The 18,648-nt window shown below is 48.7% G+C and carries 20 protein-coding genes; 10 read left to right on the forward strand and 10 right to left on the reverse strand.

The annotated features are described in order from the left end of the window. Window positions 1–12 precede the first annotated feature (12 nt). Window positions 13–2,061 (forward strand): carboxy terminal-processing peptidase, encoded by a 2,049-nt coding sequence (prc, locus tag FEK66_RS09825; protein ID WP_135494045.1) that lies wholly within the window; start codon window positions 13–15, stop codon window positions 2,059–2,061. Window positions 2,062–2,252: 191 nt separating this feature from the next. Beyond that, window positions 2,253–3,134: a protease HtpX gene (gene htpX, locus FEK66_RS09830; protein ID WP_000984517.1), complete on the forward strand. Its 882-nt coding sequence runs from the start codon at window positions 2,253–2,255 to the stop codon at window positions 3,132–3,134. Window positions 3,135–3,182: 48 nt separating this feature from the next. Here htpX and FEK66_RS09835 read toward each other — a convergent pair whose 3' ends face one another. After that, window positions 3,183–4,556: an MFS transporter gene (locus tag FEK66_RS09835; protein ID WP_130208451.1), complete on the reverse strand. Its 1,374-nt coding sequence runs from the start codon at window positions 4,554–4,556 to the stop codon at window positions 3,183–3,185. Window positions 4,557–4,732: 176 nt separating this feature from the next. On the opposite strand from FEK66_RS09835, the gene kdgR reads away from it, so the two are divergent. Beyond that, entirely contained in the window at window positions 4,733–5,524 is a 792-nt protein-coding gene (kdgR, locus tag FEK66_RS09840) for a DNA-binding transcriptional regulator KdgR (protein WP_096849880.1), read from the forward strand. 146 nt (window positions 5,525–5,670) lie between these two features. Here the strand turns inward: kdgR and FEK66_RS09845 are convergent, their stop codons facing one another. Beyond that, a complete protein-coding gene (locus FEK66_RS09845) occupies window positions 5,671–5,910 on the reverse strand; it encodes a YobH family protein (RefSeq protein WP_135494041.1) in 240 nt (79 codons plus the stop codon). Between the two features lie 156 nt (window positions 5,911–6,066). Here FEK66_RS09845 and mgrB point away from each other — a divergent pair, with 156 nt between their 5' ends. From mgrB to rlmA, 5 genes are all read left to right on the forward strand, one after another. Further along, window positions 6,067–6,210: a PhoP/PhoQ regulator MgrB gene (mgrB, locus tag FEK66_RS09850; protein ID WP_130208449.1), complete on the forward strand. Its 144-nt coding sequence runs from the start codon at window positions 6,067–6,069 to the stop codon at window positions 6,208–6,210. Window positions 6,211–6,284: 74 nt separating this feature from the next. Beyond that, a complete protein-coding gene (locus FEK66_RS09855; protein ID WP_135494039.1) occupies window positions 6,285–6,572 on the forward strand; it encodes a YebO family protein in 288 nt (95 codons plus the stop codon). A gap of 665 nt (window positions 6,573–7,237) precedes the next feature. Further along, window positions 7,238–7,354, forward strand: coding sequence for a DUF2627 domain-containing protein (locus tag FEK66_RS09860; protein WP_064529246.1), 117 nt, complete (start codon window positions 7,238–7,240; stop codon window positions 7,352–7,354). Window positions 7,355–7,393: 39 nt separating this feature from the next. After that, entirely contained in the window at window positions 7,394–7,603 is a 210-nt protein-coding gene (cspE, locus tag FEK66_RS09865) for a transcription antiterminator/RNA stability regulator CspE (RefSeq protein WP_001062678.1), read from the forward strand. Between the two features lie 167 nt (window positions 7,604–7,770). Beyond that, a complete protein-coding gene (rlmA, locus tag FEK66_RS09870) occupies window positions 7,771–8,580 on the forward strand; it encodes a 23S rRNA (guanine(745)-N(1))-methyltransferase (RefSeq protein ID WP_130208445.1) in 810 nt (269 codons plus the stop codon). On the opposite strand, the gene mntP is transcribed toward rlmA, so the two are convergent. From mntP to manX, 5 genes are all read right to left on the reverse strand, one after another. Further along, window positions 8,577–9,143 (reverse strand): manganese efflux pump MntP, encoded by a 567-nt coding sequence (gene mntP, locus FEK66_RS09875; RefSeq protein ID WP_001353153.1) that lies wholly within the window; start codon window positions 9,141–9,143, stop codon window positions 8,577–8,579. The genes rlmA and mntP overlap by 4 nt on opposite strands. A 416-nt stretch (window positions 9,144–9,559) precedes the next feature. Next, window positions 9,560–10,018 (reverse strand): DUF986 family protein, encoded by a 459-nt coding sequence (locus FEK66_RS09880; RefSeq protein ID WP_130208443.1) that lies wholly within the window; start codon window positions 10,016–10,018, stop codon window positions 9,560–9,562. 54 nt (window positions 10,019–10,072) lie between these two features. Continuing rightward, on the reverse strand, window positions 10,073–10,924 hold the full coding sequence (gene manZ, locus FEK66_RS09885) for a PTS mannose transporter subunit IID (protein ID WP_130208438.1): 852 nt from the start codon (window positions 10,922–10,924) through the stop codon (window positions 10,073–10,075). A 12-nt stretch (window positions 10,925–10,936) separates the two neighbouring features. After that, window positions 10,937–11,737, reverse strand: a complete 801-nt coding sequence (gene manY / locus FEK66_RS09890) for a PTS mannose transporter subunit IIC (protein WP_064529241.1) — start codon at window positions 11,735–11,737, stop codon at window positions 10,937–10,939. Window positions 11,738–11,799: 62 nt separating this feature from the next. Then, on the reverse strand, window positions 11,800–12,771 hold the full coding sequence (gene manX, locus FEK66_RS09895) for a PTS mannose transporter subunit IIAB (RefSeq protein WP_135494037.1): 972 nt from the start codon (window positions 12,769–12,771) through the stop codon (window positions 11,800–11,802). A 315-nt stretch (window positions 12,772–13,086) separates the two neighbouring features. On the opposite strand from manX, the gene FEK66_RS26200 reads away from it, so the two are divergent. Then, the gene (locus tag FEK66_RS26200) at window positions 13,087–13,245 is read left to right on the forward strand and encodes a hypothetical protein (RefSeq protein ID WP_276320326.1); all 159 of its coding nucleotides are present in this window, start codon (window positions 13,087–13,089) and stop codon (window positions 13,243–13,245) included. Beyond that, window positions 13,233–14,789: a CNNM family cation transport protein YoaE gene (gene yoaE / locus FEK66_RS09900; protein ID WP_131161137.1), complete on the forward strand. Its 1,557-nt coding sequence runs from the start codon at window positions 13,233–13,235 to the stop codon at window positions 14,787–14,789. The genes FEK66_RS26200 and yoaE overlap by 13 nt, the downstream gene beginning before the upstream one ends. A 3-nt stretch (window positions 14,790–14,792) precedes the next feature. On the opposite strand, the gene FEK66_RS09905 is transcribed toward yoaE, so the two are convergent. The 3 genes from FEK66_RS09905 to FEK66_RS09915 form a co-directional block, all read right to left on the reverse strand. Beyond that, on the reverse strand, window positions 14,793–16,391 hold the full coding sequence (locus tag FEK66_RS09905) for a cyclic diguanylate phosphodiesterase (RefSeq protein ID WP_130259894.1): 1,599 nt from the start codon (window positions 16,389–16,391) through the stop codon (window positions 14,793–14,795). Window positions 16,392–16,521: 130 nt separating this feature from the next. Next, entirely contained in the window at window positions 16,522–17,886 is a 1,365-nt protein-coding gene (gene sdaA / locus FEK66_RS09910; RefSeq protein ID WP_130208430.1) for an L-serine ammonia-lyase, read from the reverse strand. 183 nt (window positions 17,887–18,069) lie between these two features. Continuing rightward, window positions 18,070–18,648 (reverse strand): CoA pyrophosphatase, encoded by a 579-nt coding sequence (locus tag FEK66_RS09915; protein WP_064529235.1) that lies wholly within the window; start codon window positions 18,646–18,648, stop codon window positions 18,070–18,072.

Consider the following 18,648-nt stretch of genomic DNA (forward strand, 5'->3'; position numbering starts at 1 on the left):
GCCGGGCCAGGCATGAACATGTTTTTTAGGCTTACCGCGTTAGCTGGCCTGCTTGCAATAGCAGGCCAGACCTTCGCAGTAGAAGATATTACGCGTGCTGATCAGATTCCGGTATTAAAGGAAGAGACGCAGCATGCGACGGTGAGTGAGCGCGTAACGTCGCGCTTTACCCGCTCCCATTATCGCCAGTTCGACCTCGATCAGGCATTCTCGGCCAAAATCTTTGACCGCTACCTGAACCTGCTTGATTACAGCCACAATGTGCTGCTGGCAAGCGATGTTGAACAGTTCGCGAAAAAGAAAAATGAGCTGGGCGATGAACTGCGCTCCGGTAAACTTGACGTTTTCTACGATCTTTACAATCTGGCGCAAAAACGCCGTTTTGAACGTTACCAGTACGCCTTATCGGTACTGGAAAAACCGATGGATTTTACCGGCAACGACACTTATAACCTGGACCGCAGCAAAGCGCCCTGGCCGAAAAACGAGGCCGAGTTGAACGCGCTGTGGGACAGCAAAGTCAAATTCGACGAGTTAAGTCTGAAGCTGACAGGAAAAACGGATAAAGAAATTCGTGAAACCCTGACTCGTCGCTATAAATTTGCCATTCGTCGTCTGGCGCAAACTAACAGCGAAGATGTGTTCTCGCTGGCAATGACGGCGTTTGCGCGCGAAATTGATCCGCATACCAACTACCTTTCCCCGCGTAATACCGAACAGTTCAATACTGAAATGAGCTTGTCGTTGGAAGGTATTGGAGCGGTGCTGCAAATGGATGATGACTACACCGTTATCAATTCGATGGTGGCAGGTGGCCCGGCTGCGAAGAGTAAGGCTATCAGCGTTGGTGACAAAATTGTCGGTGTTGGTCAAACCGGCAAGCCGATGGTTGACGTGATTGGCTGGCGTCTTGATGATGTCGTTGCCTTAATCAAAGGGCCGAAAGGCAGTAAAGTTCGTTTAGAAATTTTACCAGCCGGTAAAGGGACTAAAACCCGTACGGTAACACTGACGCGTGAACGCATTCGTCTGGAAGACCGCGCAGTTAAAATGTCCGTGAAGACTGTCGGCAAAGAAAAAGTGGGCGTACTGGATATTCCCGGCTTCTATGTTGGCTTGACAGACGATGTCAAAGTTCAGTTGCAGAAGCTGGAAAAACAGAATGTCAGCAGCGTCGTCATCGACCTGCGTAGCAATGGCGGCGGGGCGCTGACCGAGGCAGTATCGCTCTCTGGTTTGTTCATTCCTTCCGGTCCGATTGTTCAGGTCCGTGATAACAATGGTAAAGTCCGCGAGGACAGTGATACCGACGGCCAGGTGTTCTATAAAGGCCCGCTGGTGGTATTGGTTGACCGATTCAGTGCTTCGGCTTCAGAAATCTTTGCCGCCGCGATGCAGGATTACGGTCGCGCGCTGGTTGTGGGCGAACCAACATTCGGCAAAGGCACTGTCCAGCAGTATCGTTCTCTGAATCGTATCTACGATCAGATGTTACGTCCTGAATGGCCGGCGCTGGGGTCAGTGCAGTATACAATCCAGAAATTCTATCGCGTTAACGGTGGCAGTACCCAACGTAAGGGGGTGACGCCTGATATCATCATGCCGACGGGCAATGAAGAGACGGAAACGGGAGAGAAATTCGAAGATAACGCGCTGCCGTGGGATAGCATTGATGCTGCAACTTATGTGAAATTTGGCGATTTATCGGCGTTTGAGCCGGAATTGCTGAAGGAACATAATGCGCGCATCGCGAAGGATCCTGAATTCCAGAACATCATGAAGGATATTGCTCGTTTCAATGCCATGAAGGACAAACGCAATATTGTTTCTCTGAATTACGCTGTGCGTGAGAAAGAGAACAATGAAGATGATGCGATGCGTCTGGCGCGCTTGAACGATCGCTTTAAACGCGAAGGAAAACCGGAGTTGAAGAAACTGGATGATTTGCCAAAAGATTACAAGGAGCCAGATCCGTATCTGGACGAGACAGTGAATATCGCACTCGATCTGGCGAAGCTGGAAAAATCCAGACCAGCGGAACAGCCCGCTCCCGTCAAGTAACATCAATCAGGCACAAGAAATTGTGCCTGATTTTTTAACAGTGGCAAGATGCCGTAAATCAGATGCTACAAAATGTAAAGTTGTGTCTTTCTGGTGACTTACGCTCTATCCAGACTTGAAAATAGTCGCGTAACCCATACGATGTGGGTATCGCATATTGCGTTTTGTTAAACTGAGGTAAAAAGAAAATTATGATGCGAATCGCGCTCTTCCTGCTAACGAACCTGGCCGTTATGGTCGTTTTCGGGCTGGTACTGAGCCTGACAGGGATACAGTCGAGCAGCGTTCAGGGGCTGATGATTATGGCCTTGCTGTTCGGTTTTGGTGGTTCCTTCGTTTCGCTTCTGATGTCCAAATGGATGGCATTACGATCTGTTGGCGGGGAAGTGATCGAGCAACCGCGTAACGAAAGGGAACGTTGGCTGGTCAATACTGTAGCAACCCAGGCCCGTCAGGCGGGGATTGCTATGCCGCAAGTAGCTATCTACCATGCGCCGGATATCAACGCCTTTGCGACAGGTGCTCGTCGTGATGCCTCTCTGGTTGCTGTCAGCACCGGTTTGCTGCAGAACATGAGCCCGGATGAAGCCGAGGCGGTAATTGCCCACGAAATTAGCCATATTGCGAATGGTGACATGGTTACCATGACGCTGATTCAGGGCGTGGTAAACACCTTCGTTATCTTTATTTCACGTATTCTGGCGCAGCTTGCCGCGGGCTTTATGGGCGGTAACCGTGATGAAGGTGAAGAGAGCAACGGTAACCCGCTGATCTACTTTGCGGTTGCGACGGTTCTGGAGCTGGTATTTGGTATTCTGGCGAGCATTATCACCATGTGGTTCTCGCGTCACCGTGAATTCCATGCCGATGCAGGTTCAGCCAAACTGGTTGGTCGTGAGAAAATGATTGCTGCGCTGCAGCGTCTGAAAACCAGCTATGAGCCGCAGGAAGCAACCAGCATGATGGCTTTTTGTATCAATGGTAAGTCCAAATCGCTGAGTGAGCTGTTCATGACTCACCCGCCGCTGGATAAACGTATTGAAGCCCTGCGTACCGGTGAATACCTGAAGTAATTTGCAGTAAATTATAAAAAAGCGCGTCCTGGTTGACGCGCTTTTTTTTTAGCCTTGTGCGCGCGGTTGGGTAATGCGTAAACCACTGACACAGGCGGCGATCACTGCCAGAATAGCCGCAGCCGTCAGCGAGACGTGCGTACCATTATCACCAAACTGATTCAACATCAGCGCCACCAGAGCTGCACCGCTACTCTGACCAAGCAGACGCGCTGTACCCAACATTCCACTGGCACCACCGCTACGCTCACGCGGGGCGGAGGTAATAATGGTGTGATTATTGGGGGACTGGAATAACCCAAAGCCTGCACCGCATAAGATCATCGGCCAGATGATATTGATATCGGCAGGCGAAGCTGGCAACAGGACCAGAGAAAAAAGTCCCGCGGCCATGATGAACAGCCCTAAAGCACCAAGCAATCCTGCATGGACGCGCTCTATCAAATAACCTGCCAGCGGAGCCATTACCATCGTTGCCAACGGCCACGGGGTCAGGAGCAAACCTGTCTCAACTTCACTACGTCCAAGTACGGTTTGCAAATAAAAAGGCAGGGAAACCATCGCCAGCATTTGCGCGCAGAAAGAACAAATGGAGGTACAAATTGATAGTGTAAACAGCGGAATACGCAGTAAATCCACCGGTAGCAGTGGAACAGGAAGGGAAAGCTGGCGGCGAATAAAGAAAATACCAACAATAATCATTACTGCCAGTTCAGCACCGATCAGCGTCAGTGATTGCCCCTGAGCAAAACCACTCAATGCAGTAATAAGCAGGCCAAATGTCAGCGCATTCATCACGGCGCTGGGCAGGTCAAACCGCGGCTTACTGGCACGAGAACCATTTGGCGGCAGAAAACGCATTGCCAGGAGTAGGGCGATAATACCCAACGGTACATTAATTAAAAATAACCACTTCCAGGACGCAATTGAAAGGATTGCGGCGGCGATCGTCGGCCCGGCAGCGGAGGAGACGGCGACGATAAAAGAGTTAATTCCCATCCCTCGCCCCAGAAAACGTTGTGGGTAGATTAAGCGGATGAGTGCAGTATTGACGCTCATTAACGCCGCGCCGCCAAAACCTTGTATTACACGCGCCAGGGTTAGCATTTGCAGTGAATCAGAAAGAGCGCAGAACAACGATGAGAGCAGAAAAACCACCAGACCGAATTTATAAATTCGTCGATAGCCAAACATATCGCCCAAAAAAGAGAACGAGAGTAAGGAGATAACAATCGCGATTTGGTAGGCATTCACCACCCAGATGGAACTGGCTGGTGTGGCGTGGAGATCGGTTGCAATGGTTGGCAAGGCGACATTAGCGATAGCGCCGTCGAGAACCGCCATCGAAATACCAATAATAATGGTTAATATTGCGCCGTACCGCTGAGGCAACGGCAGGCCATCGGCCTGAACTTTTGGCATAGGAATTTTATATCTTTTGGTAATAATCAACAGGGGTATGATTTTAGCACTGATATTCACGGTGAATGTCGCAGAATTGTAACTAACCGGCAAAAGATGGATTGCGACCACCCTGGCGCGAAATTATAATAAAAAACAGTTCTAATTTTTATAAAACACTCGCAATGAGGTGATAAATGGCTAACGCAGATCTGGATAAACAACCTGATTCTGTATCTTCCGTACTGAAGGTTTTTGGCATTTTGCAGGCGCTGGGCGAAGAGCGCGAAATAGGGATAACCGAGCTGTCACAGCGCGTCATGATGTCAAAAAGCACCGTTTATCGCTTTTTACAGACCATGAAAACCTTGGGCTATGTCGCGCAGGAAGGGGAGTCGGAGAAATACTCTCTGACCCTGAAATTATTTGAGCTGGGCGCTCGTGCGCTACAAAACGTCGATCTTATTCGCAGTGCTGATATCCAGATGCGTGAGATCTCCCGTTTGACCAAAGAAACCATTCATCTTGGCGCACTGGATGAAGACAGTATCGTTTACATCCACAAAATTGACTCTATGTACAATTTGCGCATGTATTCACGGATTGGCCGTCGTAATCCGCTGTACAGCACTGCGATTGGTAAGGTGCTGCTGGCATGGCGCGATCGCGATGAAGTGAAGCAAATCCTTGAAGGCGTGGAATATAAACGCAGCACCGATCGGACCATCACTAGCACAGAGGCTTTATTACCCGTGTTAGATCAGGTCCGTGAGCAGGGATACGGCGAAGATAACGAAGAACAGGAAGAAGGACTGCGCTGCATCGCCGTTCCGGTGTTTGACCGCTTTGGCGTGGTGATTGCCGGCTTGAGTATTTCCTTCCCGACGCTGCGTTTTTCTGAAGAACGTTTGCAGGAGTATGTGGCTATGTTGCATACGGCAGCGCGCAAAATATCCGCACAAATGGGGTATCACGACTATCCATTCTGATTAAAATAAGAACCTGTCTGCATAAAATTCAGACAGGTTCTTCATTTAGCGTGGATTAAATAATGTTAATAGTGATATCGTTCGGGCAGAAGATGAAAGTACTTTATATCCATTAGTTTTGATGTGGATATTTGTACCGTTATCTATCAATCATTATCGACGACGATATTGCTTTTACGTAGCAGCGGGCAATCTGTAATCCCCAAAAATCCACTTTTAGTATGCAGATATTGCACCGTGTTTGTGCTTCGGGCGGTGAGATATGTGCATTGCAGCCCTAACCCGGCAGCATTTTCCTTGCTTCCAATCAGAACGCCATATCCGCTGAGTAATAATCCTGTCCATACCAGTGCTATCAAGATAATTGTGCGAATGATGAATCGCATTACGACCTCTTCTCTTTTTGTTTGCTTAATCGTAGCGGCAATATGGACTGAAGCAAGCGTATCATTCCGAAAAAGCACGAATATCGACATGGTTAGACGTTGTTTAACTAACGCATGATAGTTTAAAGGCAGAAGATAGGTTAAACGGAGATTGGAGTGAAAAAGTTTCGATGGGTCGTTCTGGTTGCCGCTGTGCTGGCTTTCTTGCTGCTATGGATGCAGGTATTCAACATAATGTGCGATCAGGATGTGCAATTTTTCAGCGGAATTTGTGCCATCAATCAGTTCATCCCATGGTGATATCATTTTTTCATCAGTAGATTTCCTTCCTGCGTAGCAGTGGTAAAATGGCGCCTCTACTTAGAGGTGGTTAAATGAACGAAGTTGTAAATTCAGGCGTGATGAACATTGCGTCTTTGGTCGTATCGGTAGTAGTTCTTATTATTGGGCCCATCTTGTGGTTTTTCATCAACCGAGCCAGTTCCCGGACTAACGAACAGATTGAACTGCTTGAGGCATTACTGGATCAGCAAAAACGGCAGAATGTACTGTTACGCCGCTTGTGCGAAGCTAACGCACCTGAAAAAGCCGATGAAAAGGTTACTGAGAACCAAAAAATGGGTGAAGATGAAGATATTATTCGTCTGGTAGCAGAACGGTAATCCTTCCTGCAATTTGAGTAACCCTGTGTTGATGGGTTACTCATCTCATCATTCTTACATGCACTATAATGATGCAATTGATTAAAATTAATCCTTTATTGGATTTTGATTATTTTCACTGTTATTTATTCATTTATTTTGACATCAGAAAAAGTTATTTTTTATACTTGCTGATTGGGATGTTTGCATCGGAATATTGATTAATTACAGCATTGTTTATAAGCGAAACGTTTCTCTTCTCATTTTTTTATCATTCATCATTTTTTCTTATTTTACATTATTAACATGCTTTGAATATGGCATCGGCATTGCATCTATGTATGTTGTTAACTGACTGTTTTATGAGATAAAGTTATATAACACTTTATCATTACATAGTATAAAAAGTGATATCACACACATTGTGGAATTAAATTGTATTTCTGAACTGGAAGATTAGAACTTATTGAACTATGTTAGAAACCACATCAGTTCAGGCATCTGTTTGTACTGGTATGCTTAAGTGTCTCGATATATCGACACGCAGTTCGTTGCATAAATGTGCAAAAAAAGTGGAAGGCGCATCGAGATTTGTGCAGCTGATCGAGACATGTTTAAAAATGGCTTGCCATAATTAACGTTGTATGTGATAACAGCTTTGGGTTAAACGAGGTACAGTTCTGTTTATGTGTGGCATTTTCAGTAAAGAAGTCCTGAGTAAACACGTTGTCGTTGAATACCGCTTCTCTGCCGAACCTTATATTAGTGCCTCAAGCAGTAATGTGTCAGTTTTATCTCTGTAATGCCTGCGGGCGAAGAAAACAATCTAAGGAATTTTTCAAATGGCAAAGATTAAAGGTCAGGTTAAGTGGTTCAACGAGTCTAAAGGTTTTGGCTTCATTACTCCGGCTGATGGCAGCAAAGATGTGTTCGTACACTTCTCCGCTATCCAGGGTAATGGCTTCAAAACTCTGGCCGAAGGCCAGAACGTTGAGTTCGAAATTCAGGACGGCCAGAAAGGTCCGGCAGCTGTTAACGTAACCGCTATCTGATCGAATTCACTGATCTGAAGTGTTAACGCACTTCAATCTCGCTATAAAGCCTCGTCGAAAAAGCGAGGCTTTTTACTTTGTTTAATGCTCCCTTACGATCTTCGAATATTTGCCCGCAGCGCGATTCGCGTTACACTTGCGGCATTTAGTATCCCGCCGGAGTTTTCATGTCGTTTTCCTGTCCACTTTGCCACCAGCCTCTATCTCTTGAAAAAAATAGCTATATCTGTCCGCAGCGGCATCAATTTGATATGGCGAAAGAGGGATATGTCAATCTGCTACCCGTTCAATATAAACGATCCCGCGATCCTGGAGACAGCGCGGAAATGATGCAGGCGCGACGTGCGTTTTTAGATGCCGGTCATTACCAGCCGCTTCGTGATGCGATAGTCGCTCAATTGCGTGGATGTCTTAATGAGCACGCAACAGCGGTACTGGATATTGGCTGTGGGGAAGGGTATTACACTCATGCTTTTGCCGATGCCTTGCCAGTAGTGACAACCTTTGGTCTTGATGTCTCTAAGGTCGCAATTAAAGCTGCGGCGAAACGCTATAAGCAGGTTACCTTTTGTGTCGCTTCCAGCCACCGTCTGCCTTTTGCCGATGCCAGTATGGATGCCATTATTCGCATCTACGCGCCATGCAAAGCAGAAGAGTTAGCGCGTGTCGTCAAACCGGGAGGGTGGGTAATTACCGTTACTCCAGGGCCACGACATTTAATGGAGTTGAAAGGGCTGATTTACGACGAAGTACTTCTGCATGCCCCCCATACTGAACAACTGGAAGGTTTTGCATTACAGCAGAGCGATGAACTGCGGTATCCGATGCGTCTTCGCGGCGATGAAGCTGTTGCATTGTTGCAGATGACGCCGTTTGCCTGGCGTGCGAAGCCTGATGTCTGGCAAACGTTGGCGGCAAAAGAAGTATTCGACTGCCAGACGGACTTTAATATTCACCTCTGGCAGCGAACAAATTAACCGTGGTAGTGCGTCCAGAGGATCTGGACGCCGATGCCGATCAGTACCAGCCCGCCGAGAATTTCCGCTTTTTTCCCAATAATTGAGCCGATAAAGCGACCAACCATCATCCCTAATGTCGACATAATCAAGGTTGCACAACCAATGGCCAATGCGGTCGCGATAATGTTGACCTGCAGGAAGGCAAGACCTACACCAACAGCCATGGCATCCAGGCTGGTGGCAATCGCGGTGGTTACCAGTAGCCAGAAACCGTGTCGACGGCGCGGTTCTTCATCTTCATCATCTGCGCCACGAAAACCCTCAATAATCATTCGCCCGCCGAGGAATATCAGCAGCACAAACGCAATCCAGTGGTTCCATTCGAGGACAAAGCGGCTGGCTAACATGCCCATACCCCAGCCGATCAGCGGCGTCAGGGTTTCGACGGCACCAAAAATAAGGCCGGTTCGCAACGCTTCAGAAAATTTCGGTTTATGGAGGGTGGCACCTTTACCGATTGATGCAGCAAATGCATCCATCGACATACCAAACGCAAGAAGAACAGTAGCAGTGATATTCATGACAACGTCCTGACCGGGGTATCCATAAAACACATCTTCGCCCCCCGCAAACATGCACACATGAACGACAAGAGGCGCTCATGCAGGCATAGCGATTGATGTGCATATGGTCTCGCCTGACTGAAAATGTTCAGTCCGTACGTGCCACGTTTTGCAACGAGTATGTTGACACGTACATTTCCGGAGTCTGGAAATCGGCTACTCCCCAAATGAGGGCGCAACCTTAACATATTTTGAGAATATAAAACAACTGTTGGAATATATTATTTCATTACTTCATTGATAACGATTTTCATTTAGATTTATATATAAATGAAACGTTAAAATAAATAACAAATGATCGAAGAGATAATATAGCCTAAGCTATGTCTGGTTATTAAAAACACACTTAACATAGCTTTGGCTAAAGATATAACCTATTGAGTTGAAACAAGAAGTTTATAAATCTTTTCCAGATCGTCGATATTTCGAACGCGGATTAACAACCGACGCTGTTCTAATTGCATAACCAGGACACCATCTTCCGATAAGTTCATTGCTTTTATCCGGCTATATTCAATCCAGACATTGGCGAAGAAAAAACCTTTCTGTTTAAAGATGATCTTCGGAACGCGGATCCAGAATATATAAAAACCCATCAGCGCTAGAGCACTTAATAACCAGGTGGTAATTTGTGCGCCATGACTGGTCACATTATTGTAGATAAGAATGACAATCAGCCCGACGAAGATAACGCTGTCGATGCGACCGCGCCGCAGCAAAGGAATTGCCAGCAGGGTGGGGCCATTGCGGCGGGGCATAATGAACTGATCGTATATCGCAAAGGCAAGCAGTGCGGCGATGAACAGAATCAGCACCAGTTCCGTGATTGTCATTAATCCTCCAGATAAAAAAACGGGGCCAAAAGGCCCCGGTAGTGTACAACAGTCTTACAGTCCAAGCAGGCCGCAAGCGTAACCAGCGATACCGATGACGAAGAAGCCAACGATGATCCACAGCGGGTTCACTTTTTTGCGCAGCAGCCACATACAGGCGAAGGTCAGCAGCAGCGGTACCAGGCCCGGCATTAACTGGTCAAGAATGGTCTGTACAGTGGTAACGTGCTCTTTACCCGTCTGGTCAGTGATGCGTGAGACGACCAGCGGGATATTGACATGTGTCCACTTGTTAACCAATGCCCCCATGACAAACAGGCCGAGAATAGACGCCCCTTCCGTCAGTTTTTGCAGGAAGCCGCCGCCCATATCTTTAACGATATCGATGCCCTTGGAGTAACCATATGCTACGCCGTAGTAACGCGTTGCCAGACGTACCAGGTTAAACAGGATAAAGAACAGCAACGGACCTAACAGGCTGCCGCTCATCGCGATACCGGCGCCCAGCGCTGCAAATACGGGACGTACCGTACCCCAGAAGATTGGGTCGCCTACACCTGCCAGCGGACCCATCAGACCTACTTTGATACCGTTGATTGCACCATCGTCGATCTCTGCACCGTTAGCACGCTGTTCTTCCAGCGCCAGGGTTACGCCCAGAATTGGCGCCGCCACGAACGGTTGGGTGTTAAAGAATTCGAGGTGACGTTTAATCGCCTGTTTACGGGCATCGTTATTTTCCGGGTAGAGGCGACGAATCGCCGGCACCATAGAGAAGCAGAAGCCCAGCGCCTGCATACGCTCGAAGTTCCATGAACCCTGGAAAAGGTTAGAACGCAGGAAGACGCCACGAATATCACTCTTAGTGAGTTTTTTCTCAGTGGTAGTTTGAGTTGTATCAACCATTTCGCTCACCTGTTAGTCCAGTTCGTTGTCGAGATCGTTGTTACCAGCAGCCTGAACTGGCGCACCGGCGACACGGTTATATTTCGGGCTCAGCTGAATGTAGAGCACCGCCATAACGGTACCGATGACACCCAGAGCAACCAGGTTAAAGTTGGTGAATGCTGCGGTTACGAAGCCGAGGTAGAAGAACGGCATCAGGTAGCCAGCACGCATCATGTTGATAACCATCGCATAACCAACTACCACGATCATGCCACCGGCAATGTTCAGACCATTGGTCACCACTTCCGGAATGGCGTTCAGCATGTTTTGAACTTCACTGGTACCAACAGAAAGCGCAACGATAACGGCCGGAATAGCCACACGCATAGCTTGCAGGAACAGAGACGAAACGTGGATCCATGAAATCGCCGTCAGGTTACCGTTTTCAGCTGCTTTATCCGCAGCGTGCTGGAAGGCAACGGTAATAGTACGAACGATAATGGTCAGCACCTGGCCTGCTGCTGCCAGAGGGATTGCCAGCGCGATACCGGCACCGATGCTCTGATGACCAGCAATAACCAGAATGGTAGAAATAATAGAAGCCAGGGCGGCGTCAGGTGCAACAGCGGCACCGATGTTCATCCAACCCAGCGCGATCATTTCAAGGGTACCACCGATAATAATACCGGTTTTCATATCCCCAAGAACGATACCCACCAGGGTACACGCGATTAGCGGACGGTGAAACTGAAATTCATCGAGGATTGATCCCATACCTGCGATACAGGCTACGATAAATACCAGCACAATTTGAAGAGCGGTAATCTCCATTGTACTTCTCCTGTTTACGTAAGACTTAAGTGTGAAAACTGAGTGATAATCAACACAATACGTTACTTATCGATTTTGCTGATCAGATCCATCATTTTCAGTTTCTGGTCGGTGGAAACCTTACGGACTTCCAGCTCGATACCGCGCGCATTCAGTTTCTTGAACGCTTCGATATCTTTTTCATCAACCGAAACCGCGTTATTCACCTGAGTTTTGCCCTGACGGAATGCCATACCACCGACGTTGACTGAGGTGATTTTCACGCCGCCTTCAACGAGACGCTCAACATCTGTCGGGTTGGTAAATAACAGCATCACGCGTTCGCCCGCATATTTCGGGTTGTTGTAGACGCGAATCATTTTGGCGACATCAACTACATGCGCTGTTACGCCGGGAGGTGCAACCTGGGTGAGCAGTGTCTTACGAACGGTATCCGCAGCCACTTCGTCACTAACTACGATGATACGGGAGACATTAGTTTCTTTGGTCCAGCGGGTAGCAACCTGACCGTGAATCAAACGATCGTCGATACGCGCGAGGCCAATTACCATATAGTCGTTTGGTCCCATCGGTTTTGCTGGTGCAGGAGCCGCTTTAGGTGCCGCTGCGACGGGGGCAGGTGCTGCTTTTTCAACTGGTTTCGCTTTCAGTGCTTTCACACCTTCGCGGCCTGTTTCTAGGGCCAGTGCTACCAGTTCGTCAAAGCTTGGGTCATCATCACGAGCCATTAACGTTTCCACTAACATTGGAATGTTAACGCCTGCGATCACTTCATAATGCTCTTTGTCGACGACAATGCGGCTGGCAGCATTGAACGGACTGCCTCCCCATGTATCAACGAGAAACAGCACGCCTTTAGTGGTGTCGAGTTTTGCCAACTGAGCGTTGTACTTTTCGATTAGCGTTTCGGCATTTTCGCCAGGAACAAAATCGATCCAGCCAACGTTTTCCTGCTCGCCTAACAGCATCTCTGCCGTTTTAAGCAACTGCTCTGCAGCCCAACCATGTGTGCCTATAACAATAGCAATGGTCACTTGCTACCTCCTTATTATTGTTAACATCTCAACGTGCCAGATGTATTTTTGAATCGTCGTCCACAATCGAATCGATTCAGATAAGGGCTACAACCAGAAACCCCCTGTGCCTCGCGATTTATTTTAGATATCGAAAAAAATATTTTATGTGATGAAGATCCGTAAATTAACTTTGAATTGACAAAATTCCGAAAGAGTAAAAAATGTTGTCACATTCATTTGCAAAGGAAGGTAAATCTTTGCCAAATCAGAGATCTCTCTGATATGTTTAACTCCCGTTTAACAACCAAGGAGTATAGGGCTGCAGCCCGCAGTATGGATCGTCACCGACGTCACTTCAGCATCAGGCCATATAGCGCCTGCCTTCCTGGCATTTTTTGCCGCACCTTTTGTTTGTATTTTCTCGTTTCGCCTGCATTATTTCTGGCGCCGATTAGCTATTCCTTAAGCAGGAGCTTGTCATGGAATTCTTAATGGATCCCTCGATTTGGGCGGGGCTGCTCACGCTTGTCGTCCTTGAAATCGTGCTGGGTATCGATAACCTGGTTTTTATCGCCATCCTTGCCGATAAACTGCCGCCGAAACAACGTGATAAAGCGCGTTTGTTGGGGCTGTCACTGGCGTTGATTATGCGCCTGGGGCTGTTATCGCTGATTTCATGGATGGTCACGCTGACCAAACCACTATTTACCGTAATGGATTTTTCTTTCTCCGGGCGCGATCTGATTATGCTGTTCGGGGGGATATTCTTGCTGTTCAAAGCGACAACCGAGTTGCATGAGCGGCTGGAAAACCGCGATCATGACTCTGGTCACGGTAAAGGTTATGCCAGTTTCTGGGTGGTCGTCACACAGATTGTCATCCTTGACGCTGTCTTCTCGCTGGATGCAGTGATTACTGCCGTAGGGATGGTCAACCATCTACCGGTAATGATGGCTGCGGTAGTGATTGCGATGGCAGTTATGTTGCTGGCATCGAAACCGCTGACGCGATTCGTTAACCAGCATCCAACAGTTGTAGTGCTCTGTTTGAGCTTCCTGTTGATGATTGGTCTGAGTCTCGTAGCTGAAGGTTTTGGTTTCCATATTCCAAAAGGCTACCTGTATGCAGCAATTGGTTTCTCGATCATCATCGAAGTGTTTAACCAGATTGCGCGGCGTAACTTTATTCGCCATCAGTCGACTTTACCGCTGCGTGCGCGTACCGCCGATGCCATTCTGCGTTTGATGGGGGGTAAACGTCAGGCAAATATTCAACACGATGCTGATAACCCGGTGCCAATTCCGGTTCCAGAAGGTGCCTTTGCCGAAGAAGAGCGTTATATGATTAACGGCGTACTGACTTTGGCGTCACGCTCTCTGCGCGGCATTATGACGCCACGCGGTGAGATCAGTTGGGTAGATGCTAACCTTGGCGTTGATGAAATCCGCCAGCAACTGCTTTCTTCACCGCACAGCCTGTTTCCGGTATGTCGTGGTGAACTGGATGAAATCATCGGTATCGTGCGTGCCAAAGAACTGCTGGTGGCACTGGAAGTCGGTGTCGACGTGACGGCAATTGCTTCTGCTTCTCCGGCGATAATCGTTCCGGAAACCCTCGACCCGATCAACCTGCTGGGCGTGTTGCGTCGTGCTCGCGGTAGTTTTGTTATCGTCACCAACGAGTTTGGTGTGGTGCAAGGTCTGGTTACGCCGCTGGATGTACTGGAAGCCATTGCTGGTGAGTTCCCTGATGCAGATGAAACGCCGGAAATTGTTATCGATGGCGACGGTTGGCTGGTAAAAGGTGGTACAGACTTACATGCCTTACAGCAGGCGCTTGATGTTGAGCACCTTACCGATGATGATGATATTGCGACGGTTGCAGGTCTGGTAATTTCGGCAAATGGTCACATTCCACGCGCAGGCGACGTGATCGATGTTGGACCGCTGCATATCACCATCGTAGAAGCCAATGATTATCGTGTTGATCTGGTTCGCATTGTTAAAGAGCAACCGGCGCACGATGAAGACGAGTAAGCGTTAACGTAACGGTATAATGGGTGTGATGCGCCCATTATGCCGGGTGGGCGGCGGTTGGCTGCCCGCCAGCCATTTCGGGAAATCACGCAGCGGCATGGGCTGCGCGTACAAATACCCTTGTAAAATATGCACGCCATGACGGCGCAAATACTTCGCTTGTTCTTGCGTTTCCACACCTTCTGCCACCAGTTCAATATTCAGTCTTTGCCCCAGCGCGATGATGATATCGGTCACCGTTGAGTTAACCGCGTCAGAACCGATAGCTGCGGTAAATGACTTATCAATTTTCAGCACGTCAGGACGTAACGTTTCCAGCCAGGAAAACGAACTGTTGCCGGTGCCGAAGTCATCAATCGCCAGTTTGACGTTTTTACGATGCAGTTCGCGGGCAATCCGATAATCAACATCCAGTAAGGCATCGCGCTCGGTAATTTCGAGGATTAGTGGCTGAATCGGGTTAGCACTAAACCAGTAACGATTGAGATCTTTTAACAATACGCCACGGCGAAAATGGCTGGGGGCGACGTTAATGCCGATGTGGAACTGACTGCTCATTGGAAAAACGTGGAGTTGACGGATGGTTTCCATCATCACATAACGGGTAAGCGGCACTATCAGGTGATGTTCTTCCGCAATGGGGATAAAAACATCCGGCGAGATCCATCCCTGACGCGGATTATTCCAGCGCAGCAATATCTCTACACCAATACATTGCTGCGAGCGCGCGTTGAGTAGAGGCTGACAAAATAACTCAAATTCGCGCTGCGCCAGCCCGAGATTTATCTCGCGTGAAAAGCTCATTCTATGGGCCGTGGCCAACCATGCGATGTACCCCACCAGTAAACTCAACAGTACCGCTAGTGGAAACTGGCTGGGAAGATATTGCAACGCCAGCGCTGTCGCACCAGGTCCACTAACGCTGATGATAAAAGGAAAATTCTGCGATGAAACCTGGTAACGTTCATTGCCATTAAGCGGAGGTAAAGAATCAACCAGACCATCATCATAGAGTAAATGGCGATCGGCTACCGTCAGGCTGGCCGTTCTTATTTGCGGTAATTGCGGCTCCAGCAACATTGCCATCAACAGGTCGATGTTGATCATCTCCATCACGCCATCTCGACCATTGCCCGGTAAAGGTGTCCACTGAATCAATACCGGGCTGTCTTTAATTAATACGCGGTCGGTAGTTAAGCGTAAAAGGGGCTGCGGCGCGGGTAAATCAGCCTGGATATCTTCAGCAGGAACATTGCGATAACCAAAAATGCTGGAACAATAAAGCGTGCCGTCTTGCACCAGGCCAATTGACCGTACAGTTTGCAGTTTTGCCGCCTGTTTGCGTAAGGGGAGATGGGCGACTGAGCAGGGGAGTCCAATCAGGGGAAGCAGTACGTTGTTACCCGCCTGAAGTGGAAGCAGGACTTTGTCTAATTCCTCAACGGCGTGATTGGCAAAGAGCACTACCCGCTGCTGATTTAAGTTCCGCTGTGAAATAAATCGCACGCTCAGTGTTGCCACAAACGTAAAGAGTGCGCAAATCGTACAAACAATCATTCGATTACGGCGATAGGTTTTAATGATCCGTTGTGCTTTTTGCATGCGGGCCACCCGGTAAGCGTATGGCGACAAACGCCTGACGCAACAGTGGAAGTGTAGTGGGGAAAATTACAGCAGACGAGAAAGCGAGGATAAATTCGCCCATCCGTTGCAGATGGGCGAGGATAAAGTATTAGTCACACTGGACTTTAATCGCCAGACCACCGCGTGAGGTTTCGCGATATTTAGCGTTCATATCCTTTCCTGTTTCGTACATCGTTTCGATGACTTTATCCAGTGAGACGCGTGGTGCACTAGTACGACGCAGAGCCATCCGCGCGGCGTTAATCGCCTTCACTGATGCAATAGCGTTACGTTCAATGCACGGAACCTGAACCTGACCCGCAACCGGGTCGCAAGTCAGACCAAGATTGTGTTCCATGCCAATTTCCGCCGCCACGCAAACCTGTTCAGGGCTACCGCCCAACAGTTCTGCAAGACCCGCCGCAGCCATTGAACAGGCAACGCCCACTTCGCCCTGGCAACCGACTTCCGCACCGGAAATAGACGCGTTCATTTTGTACAGTGCGCCAATCGCTCCGGCCGCCATAAAGTAGCGGGTATAAATATCAGGGCTGACCGATTCAATGAAGTGGTCATAGTATGCCAGCACTGCCGGAACGATGCCGCAAGCACCGTTAGTCGGTGCAGTTACCACACGCCCCCCCGCTGCGTTTTCTTCGTTAACTGCCAGCGCAAACATGTTTACCCAGTCGATGACATTCATCGGATCGTTAGACAGTTTATCGCTGGAAACCAGCATACGGCGCAGGGCAGACGCACGGCGCGGAACACGCAGCGGGCCAGGCAATACGCCTTCGGTGTTCATGCCGCGATCGATACATGCCTGCATGGTTTGCCAGACATGAGCGAAATACTCGTCGATCTCTTTCTTACTGTGCAGCGCCAGTTCGTTCTGCATTGCCAGACCGGAAAGGGAATAACCGGTTTCATTACAGTATGCCAGCAGCTCGGTGGCGGATTTAAACGGATACGGCACACTGACTTCGTTGGCGGCATCGTGACCAAAATGTTCTTCATCGACGATAAAACCGCCGCCGATGGAATAATAAGTTTTGCTGTAAACAACTGTATCGCCGTTATAGGCGTGGATTTGCATGCCGTTTTCATGCAGCGGCAGGTTACCGTTATGAAAACGCATCCCGTTGTCGCGTGGGAAATCCACTTCATGCCGTCCCTGTGCCAGCAGCAGACGTTCGCGCTCTTCTACGTCGCGAATAAAACCGGGAATACTGTCGATATCCACGGTGGCAGGTTCGTTACCTGCAAGACCCATAATAATGGCGATATCGGTGTGGTGGCCTTTACCCGTCAGCGACAGTGAACCATAAACGTCCACGGCAACGCGGGTAACGCTATCCAGTAAGCCTTTTTCGACCAGATCATCGACGAACTGTTTACCCGCCTTCATAGGCCCTACAGTATGGGAAGATGAGGGACCAATCCCCACCTTAAACATGTCGAATAGACTAATCACGATAATACTCCTGACAAGGTGACTGGACTTCCAGTAACGAACGAATAACAGCGCATAGTGTAAGAGGGAACGCGGCGACAGGCTTAACTATTCACATGAATTAAACTAATCAAAAACCGCGATTTAACTAATATTGCGATGATTGTCTCAAGTAGTGTTTTGTAGATGTAAAGATAAGTATAGTCAGGGTTTCACACCAATTTGCAGCGCCAGTTCACGAATTATGCCTGCGGTCATTCCCCATACAAAATACTGTTCGTACCAGGAAAGCCATACCCGATGCGAATCGCCACGGCGGTAGATATCCAAAGGATGATAACGGCCCAAATGTAACGCCTGGGCGAGCGGCATTTCAAATACTGCGGAGACTTCATCTTCACTGGCGCGATACGGTAAATCAGGCGGGATAATGCCGACCACGGGAGTGACCTGGTAGCCCGTTACGCTATCGACAGGGGGTAACACGCCGATAACCTCAACGGCTGAAGGCGGTATGGCGACCTCTTCTTCGGCTTCACGCAGCGCAGCGGCGATAACTGACGCGTCCGTGTCATCGACTGCACCTCCAGGGAATGCGACTTGTCCAGCATGTTTGCGCAGATGAATGGAACGCTGAGTCAGCAGCAAGCCCGGTTGCGGTCGGCGGACAATGGGGATTAACACGGCAGCCTGACGATGATTTAAGGTTTCCCGGTTAATTTGCGGACGCAATAGTTGAAATCGCGATAAAAAATCATCAAGCGTCAGGCCACGGTATTCCAC

Origin of the sequence: Escherichia sp. E1130, from assembly GCF_005781065.1 — a bacterium.
In the GTDB taxonomy this organism is placed as follows: Bacteria; Pseudomonadota; Gammaproteobacteria; order Enterobacterales; family Enterobacteriaceae; genus Escherichia.